Here is a 6,947-nt window from a genome sequence, read left to right on the forward strand (position 1 = left end):
CGCCGCCGGTCGGGTGCGACCGCTCGAGCTTCGCGCCCTCGACGTCGACGTCCGGCACGATCCGGTCGAGCCACTTCGGGAACCACCACGCGCTCTCGCCGAGCAGGTGCATCGCGGCCGGGATGAGCAGCATGCGGACGACGAAGGCGTCGATGAGCACGCCGGGCGCGTCGCAGCCGCTCGCCGGTGCGCGCATCGCCGGGTCGCTGCACATGACAGTGCAGACCGCCGTCCTCATCGAGACCCTCGTCGCGCTCGGCGCCCAGGTCCGCTGGGCGAGCTGCAACATCTTCTCGACGCAGGACGAAGCCGCCGCGGCCGTCGCCGTCGGCCCGACCGGGACCCCCTCGTCGCCGGCCGGCGTCCCGGTGTTCGCGTGGAAGGGCGAGACGCTCGAGGAGTACTGGTGGTGCACCAGCCGGATCTTCGACTGGTCGGCCGAGGCAGCCGCCGCCGGTGCCGACTGGACCGGCCCGAACCTCATCCTCGACGACGGCGGTGACGCGACCATGCTCGTGCACACCGGTGCCGATGCCGAGGCCGCCGGGCGTGTGCCCGAGGCGGGTGCCGACGCGAGCACCGAGTGGAAGATCGTCCTCGACACGGTCGCCGCGTCGCTGCAGGAGTCGTCCGACCGATGGACCCGCATCGCGGCCGACATCGAGGGCGTCACCGAGGAGACCACCACGGGCGTGCACCGCCTGTACGAGCTCTTCCGCACCGGTGAGCTGAAGTTCCCGGCGATCAACGTCAACGACTCCGTCACGAAGTCGAAGTTCGACAACAAGTACGGCATCCGGCACTCGCTGCCCGACGGCCTGAACCGTGCGACCGACGTCCTGATCGGCGGCAAGGTCGCCTTCGTCGTCGGCTACGGCGACGTCGGCAAGGGGGCGGCCGAGGCGCTGCGCGGGCAGGGTGCCCGCGTCATCGTGTCCGAGGTCGACCCGATCTGCGCGCTCCAGGCCGCGATGGACGGCTACCAGGTGGCACGCCTGGCGGACGTCGCCGACCAGGTCGACATGGTCGTCACCTGCACTGGCAACCTCGGGGTCGTCGGCGTGGACGAGATGCTCGCGCTGAAGCACCTGGCGATCGTCGCGAACGTCGGACACTTCGACAACGAGATCGACATGGCCGGGCTCGAGGCACTGCCGGGCGTCGAGAAGGTCGAGATCAAGCCGCAGGTGCACGAGTGGCGCCTGCCGACGGGCCGTTCGATCCTCGTGCTCTCCGAGGGGCGCCTGATGAACCTCGGCAACGCCACCGGCCACCCGTCCTTCGTGATGAGCAACTCGTTCACGAACCAGGTGCTCGCACAGATCGAGCTGCACACCCGGCGCGACGAGTACCCGACGGGGGTGTACGTGCTGCCGAAGCACCTCGACGAGAAGGTGGCGCGCCTGCACCTCGACGCGCTGGGGGTCGCGCTGACCGAACTCCGGCCGGAGCAGGCGGCGTACATCGGCGTCCCGGTCGAGGGCCCCTACAAGCCCGAGCACTACCGGTACTGACGCAGCGTGCCGGGCGCGCCCGCGCGCGCCCGGCGCGCTGCGCGTGTCCGCTGCACGACCACGGTCACCCGGAACCGCGCACGTGCGCGGTTCCGGGTGCGTTCGGTCGTGCGCCGGGCCGCCGCCGGCGGCCGTCGGTCGCGCCGGTTCGGGCCGGTCGCGCCGGTTCGCGCCGGAGAGCGCTGCGGTCCGCGCCCCCGGTCGAACACTGCGCCCCGATGGAACTGGGCACAGTGTTCGTTCCGGGGCGCGGACCTGCGCGCGGCGCCGCGCTTGCGCGTCCTCGCCGCGCTACCTGCGCGCGGCACAACCAAAGTCGCCTGGAACTGCGCATCCGCGCGGTTCCAGGCGCTTTTGGTTGTGCGCCGCCCGCGGGCCGTGCGCGCGGCGCGCTCGTGCGCTCCGCGCCCGCGGCGCGTGCCGGCGCCGCGCCGCGCGCCCCGCGCCCCGCGCCCCCGCGTCAGCGCGGGAAGCCGGGCGGCCGCGCCGTCGCCACCGCCGACGCGCGGTCGAGCACCGCCGCCCGCCCCCGCAGCGCCCGCAGGTCCCGCTCCCGCCGCAGCACGACGACCCCGGCGAGGAACACCTCGGGTCGGACCGACGGCACGGGGTGCGCGTACCCGGCGACCGCGGCGGCCAGGTCACGCGCCGCCGCCTCGCGCAGCTCGGGCCGGAGGTCGGCGGCACCGCGGAAGAACGCCCCGAGCCGGTTCTCGAGCCGTTGCGGCAGCGCCGACACGTCCGCGACCCCGGCCCAGGCCACGAGCTCCGCGGGCATGAGGACCTCGGGGTCGCGCTGCTTCGCCGTGCGCTCGTGCTGCACGAAGGTCCCCGCGAGCAGGTCGCCGAGCCGCCGAGGCCGGGAGCCGAACAAGGCGACGAGGAACGCCACCGAGCCGACGGTCATCCACAGCTCGAACAGTCCGACGAGCGCTCGGGTGAACGCGTGCCGGAACCCGATCGCCCCGCCGTCGAGCCGCACGACCCGGGTGCCGGTGGCGTAGCGGCCGACGCTCTTGCCGCGGGTCGCGGTCTCGAGCGCCGCCGGCACGAGCACGAGCACGGCGACGAGGGCGCCGATGCTGAGGGCCGTCGCCCACGCGTCGTCGAGGCCGCTCGGCCAGACGCGGGAGAGGCCGAACACGAGCATGAGGTAGAGCGCGAGCAGGCAGACGCCGTCGAGGAGCGCCGCCGCCAACCGCAGCGCGATGCCGGCGGGTTGCACGTCGAGTGCGACGGCCTCGCCGACGACGAGCTCGTCGTGGGTGTCCTCGAGCGCTCGGACGAACCGACCGTCGGCGAGGTCACGCGGCACGCGGGTCTTCGGCATGGGATCATTCTGTCGGAGACACCCGGCGTCCGCGCGGGGACCGTCCGGACGGGCCGTGCGCACGACCGACACGAGCGGCACCGGAGCGCGGACGCAACGACTGCGGACGCAACGACTGCGGACGCAACGACTGCGGACGCAACGACAGCGGACGCAACGACTGCGGACACGACGAGTGGGGGAGACGCTGTGGACCTGGACGCCTACACCGAGGTGCACCGCGACCGGTGGCAGGAACTCGACCGACTCGCCCGCGCCCGTCACGCCTCCGGCGCCGACGTCGACCGCCTCGTCTCCGGCTACCAGGAGGCCGCGACCGACCTCGCCCGGATCCGTGGCGCCGCGCCGCGCTCCGCCGTGGGTGACCGCCTCTCGCTGACCCTCTTCCGCGCTCGGCTCCGGTTCACCGGCACCCCGGTCGACCCGCTGGCAGCCGTGACGGCGTTCTTCGTCCTGCAGCTCCCCGCGGCCCTCCACCGGATCCGCTGGGTCACGATCTGGGTCGCGGCGGCCACCGCGGCGGTCGCGGCGATCACGGCGGTCTGGATCACGACGACGCCGGGAGCCGTCGACACCTTCGGCACGTCCGAGGCGCTGCGGCAGTACGCGACCCAGGACTTCCAGGCGTACTACTCCGACCACGGCCTCGGCGCGTTCACGGCACAGGTGTGGACGAACAACGCCTACATCGCCGCCACGATGGTCGCGTTCGGCATCACCGGCCTCTTCGTGCCGTTCTCGATCGGCCAGAACGCGATGAGCCTCGGCGTCTCGGCGGCGATCATGCACGACCAGGGCCGGCTCGGCGACTTCTTCCTGTACATCGCCCCGCACGGCCAGCTCGAGCTGTACTCGATCTTCCTCGCGGCGGCCGCGGGCCTGATGATCTTCTGGTCGTGGGTCGCGCCGGGTGCCCGCACCCGCGGCCAGGCCCTCGCCGAGGACGGCCGAGCGCTCATCACGATCGCCGTCGGCCTCACGCTCACGCTCCTGCTGTCCGGACTCGTCGAGGGCACCGTGACCCGTCAGGACTGGCCGTGGCCGGTGAAGATCGGGATCGGCACCGTCGCCCTCGCGGCCGTGCTCTGGTACCAGTGGGTCCTCGGCGGGCGCGCGCACCACGCGGGGCAGCGCGGCGACCTCGAGGAGTTCGAGCGCGGCACGTCCGCCCTCGTCGCCGACTGACGGCTAGAGCCGCCCCGAGGCCTTCGCACGGATGTAGGCGTCGGCGACGAGCGGTGGCACCTGCTCGGGCGCAGCGCGGACGACCTCGGCTCCGGCGCGTCGTGCGACGTCGGCCACGCCGTCGGCGTCGAGGAGCGTGCGTTCGGCGGCGGCGCGCCGGTGGACGTCGCGCTCGGCGCGGGCCGGGAGGGACGGCACCCGCCCGCCGCGTCGCCGCGGCTCCGGGGCGGTCGGCTCCACGGCCCCGCTCGCCATCCGCTCGACCGTCGGGTCCGTCACGCTGGTGACGACGACCGCGTGCCGCCGGGTGAGCCGGGGGAGCACGGCGAGCAGGTCGCCCGACGCCCCCACGGAGTCCAGGCTCGACACGAGCACGACGAGCGCCCGCGAGGTGGTGATCGAGTCGACGAGCCCCGGGACCGCCGCCCAGTCCGTCGCTGCGAGCCCGGCCTCGGTGAGTGCGAGGGTCTCGCCGAAGCGCTGGACGACGTCGCTGCGCGTGGCACCGTGCACCCGCGAGCGGACGGTGTCGTCGAGCACGGCGAGGTCGACCCGGTCGCCAGCAGCTGCGGCCAGGGCACCGAGGAGCAGGGCGGACTCGATGAACGTGTCGAGGCGCGGTTCGTCGTCGACGCGGCCGGCACCGGCACGCCCGGCGTCGACGACTACGATCACCCGACGGTCCCGCTCCGGACGCCAGGTGCGCACCACGAGGTCCTGGCGCCGGGCGGTCGCGCGCCAGTCGATCGACCGGACGTCGTCGCCGCGCACGTAGTCCCGCAGCGAGTCGAACTCGGTGCCGTGACCGCGGAGCTGGAGCGTGGTCTCGCCGTCGAGCTCCCGCAGACGTGCGAGCCGCGAGGGCAGGTGCCGACGGGACCGGAACGGCGGGGTGACGACCAGCTCCGCCGGCGCCGGGACGACCCGTTGCCGGGCCGCGAGTCCGAGCGGACCGAACGCGCGCACGGCGACGCCGGCGGACGCCCGACGGCCGCGCCGGAACGGGGCGAAGCGCATGCGTGCCGTCCGGCGTTCGCCGGCGGGGACCTGCAGCCGCATCCGCCTGGGGGCGTGTCCGGCGGACGGCTCCCACATGTCGCGGACCACGCCGCGGAGCAAGCGGCTCCCGTCGTTGGCGAGGACGAGCGTGCCGTCGGCGGTGGTGTCGCGCCGCGCGAGCCTCGGCATCCGCCGCTCGACGCGCACGGCGGTGAGGTCGGCGGCGAGCAGCACGTCGAGCACGGCGGCCAGCACGACCACCCCGGCCCAGGCGAGACCGGCCCATCCCGTGCCGAGGAGCACGGTGGGCACGATCGCGACCGCGAGGAGCGCGACGAAGCGGCCGGAGATCGCCACTAGATCGGCACCCGGACCTGCTCGACGACCTGCTGCAGCACCCCGTCGGCGCCGACGCCCTCGAGCTCGGCGTCCGCGGCGACGCGCAGCCGGTGTCGCCACACGGGCAGGAGCATCGCCTGCACGTGGTCCGGTGTGATTGCGTCGTAACCGGTGAGCCACGCCCACGCCTTCGCCGCGGCGAGCAGGGCGGTCGCGCCGCGGGGGCTGACACCGACCCGCACGGAGGGCGCCTGCCGGGTCGCGCGGGCGAGGTCGACGATGTAGGCGAGGACGTCGTCCCGTGCCCCGACCTCGCGGACCGCACGCTGGGCGGCCAGGACCTCGTCGACGCCGAGGACCGGGGCGATGCCGGCGGAGCGGACGTCACGCGGCACGAAGCCGTCGGCGTGCCGCCGGAGCACCTGCCACTCGACGTCGCGCGGCGGGACGTCGAGCGTGAGCTTCATGAGGAAGCGGTCGAGCTGGGCCTCCGGCAACGTGTACGTTCCCTCGAACTCGATCGGGTTCATGGTCGCCGCCACGAAGAACGGGTCGGGCAGCGCGCGGGCGTCACCGTCGACGCTGACCTGGCGCTCCTCCATGGCCTCGAGGAGCGCGGACTGCGTCTTCGGCGGCGTCCGGTTCACCTCGTCGGCGAGGAGCACGTTCGTGAACACCGGCCCCTCGCGGAACGGGAAGGTACCGGTCGAGGCGTCGTACACCAGCGAGCCGGTGACGTCGCCGGGCATCAGGTCCGGCGTGAACTGGATCCGCTTGGTGTCGAGCGACATCGCGGCCGCGAGGCTCCGGACGAGCAGCGTCTTCGCGACGCCGGGGACGCCCTCGAGCAGCACGTGCCCCTGCGCGAGGATGCCGACGATCATCCCGGACACCGCGCCGTCCTGCCCGACGACGGCCTTGCCGACCTCGGCGCGGAGCCGCCCGAAGGCGTCGCGGAGCGGATCGGCCGGACGGGTCGCCTGCGGGCTCTGGGTGGTGGACGGGTCGGTCACGGGCGTGCTCCTCGGTGGTCTCGGTCGGTCTGGCGGGCGCCGGTGGTCGCGGCGAGGACGGCGCGTTCGAGCTCGTCGAGCGCTGCCGCTCCGGCGGTGAGGCTGCGGTCGTCGGTGGTCGGCCCGCCGACGAGGACGGCCCCGACGCGGCGGTCGGGGATCCCGGTGGCGCGGGCCGCGGCACGGACGACCTCGTCGACGTGGGCCGACCGGGGGAGTCCGAGCCGACGAGCCGTGCGCCGGATGGCCGCGATCCGGAGCGTGTCGAGGGCGTGGGTGCGATCGCCCGTGCGGGCGGCGAGTCGGGCGCGGCCCTCCGTGGTCTCGGCGGCGCGCACCACGACGGGCATCCGCTCGACGACGAGCGGCCCGAGGCGACGACCGCGCCAGAACGCGGCGGCGACCGCGACGAGGCCGAGCAGCGCGAGTGCGCTCGGGACCCACGGCGGTGCCAGCGAACCGAGGGTCGGCGCGGCGTCCGAGGCGCCCGGGACCGGGGTGTACCAGGTGAGAGTGGCGCCCTCGCCGAGCAGCCCGAGGGCGAGCGCGGCGTGCCGGCGGTGGGAT

Annotated in this window: 5 protein-coding genes and 1 pseudogene; 2 read left to right on the top strand and 4 right to left on the bottom strand. The window is 74.5% G+C overall.

The annotated features are described in order from the left end of the window. The first annotated feature begins 122 nt into the window (after positions 1-122). Positions 123-1,514, top strand: coding sequence for an adenosylhomocysteinase (gene ahcY, locus I5E_RS01475; protein ID WP_441294317.1), 1,392 nt, complete (start codon positions 123-125; stop codon positions 1,512-1,514). 460 nt (positions 1,515-1,974) lie between these two features. On the opposite strand, the gene I5E_RS01485 is transcribed toward ahcY, so the two are convergent. After that, the gene (locus tag I5E_RS01485) at positions 1,975-2,844 is read right to left on the bottom strand and encodes an RDD family protein (protein ID WP_022905433.1); all 870 of its coding nucleotides are present in this window, start codon (positions 2,842-2,844) and stop codon (positions 1,975-1,977) included. Between the two features lie 189 nt (positions 2,845-3,033). Between I5E_RS01485 and I5E_RS01490 the strand changes: the two genes are divergently transcribed. Next, positions 3,034-4,029, top strand: coding sequence for a stage II sporulation protein M (locus tag I5E_RS01490; RefSeq protein WP_022905434.1), 996 nt, complete (start codon positions 3,034-3,036; stop codon positions 4,027-4,029). A gap of 3 nt (positions 4,030-4,032) precedes the next feature. Here I5E_RS01490 and I5E_RS01495 read toward each other — a convergent pair whose 3' ends face one another. From I5E_RS01495 to I5E_RS25105, 3 genes and pseudogenes are all read right to left on the bottom strand, one after another. After that, the gene (locus I5E_RS01495; RefSeq protein WP_022905435.1) at positions 4,033-5,385 is read right to left on the bottom strand and encodes a DUF58 domain-containing protein; all 1,353 of its coding nucleotides are present in this window, start codon (positions 5,383-5,385) and stop codon (positions 4,033-4,035) included. Beyond that, positions 5,385-6,380 carry an AAA family ATPase gene (locus I5E_RS01500; protein WP_022905436.1) on the bottom strand — a complete coding sequence of 332 codons (996 nt, stop codon included), beginning with the start codon at positions 6,378-6,380 and terminating at the stop codon, positions 5,385-5,387. Before I5E_RS01500 ends, I5E_RS01495 begins: the two co-directional genes overlap by 1 nt. Further along, positions 6,377-6,947 (bottom strand): annotated as a pseudogene (locus I5E_RS25105) (DUF4350 domain-containing protein); the annotation flags it as partial. The pseudogene I5E_RS25105 and the gene I5E_RS01500, both read right to left, overlap by 4 nt.

The organism is Curtobacterium sp. B18 (genome assembly GCF_000333375.1).
In the GTDB taxonomy this organism is placed as follows: domain Bacteria; phylum Actinomycetota; class Actinomycetes; order Actinomycetales; family Microbacteriaceae; genus Curtobacterium.

Bases quoted from the DNA above. Each gene is read 5' to 3' on its own strand.
- ahcY (WP_441294317.1), top strand. From the start codon at position 123: ATGAGCAGCATGCGGACGACGAAGGCGTCGATGAGCACGCCGGGCGCG.
- I5E_RS01485 (WP_022905433.1), bottom strand. From the start codon at position 2,844: ATGCCGAAGACCCGCGTGCCGCGTGACCTCGCCGACGGTCGGTTCGTC.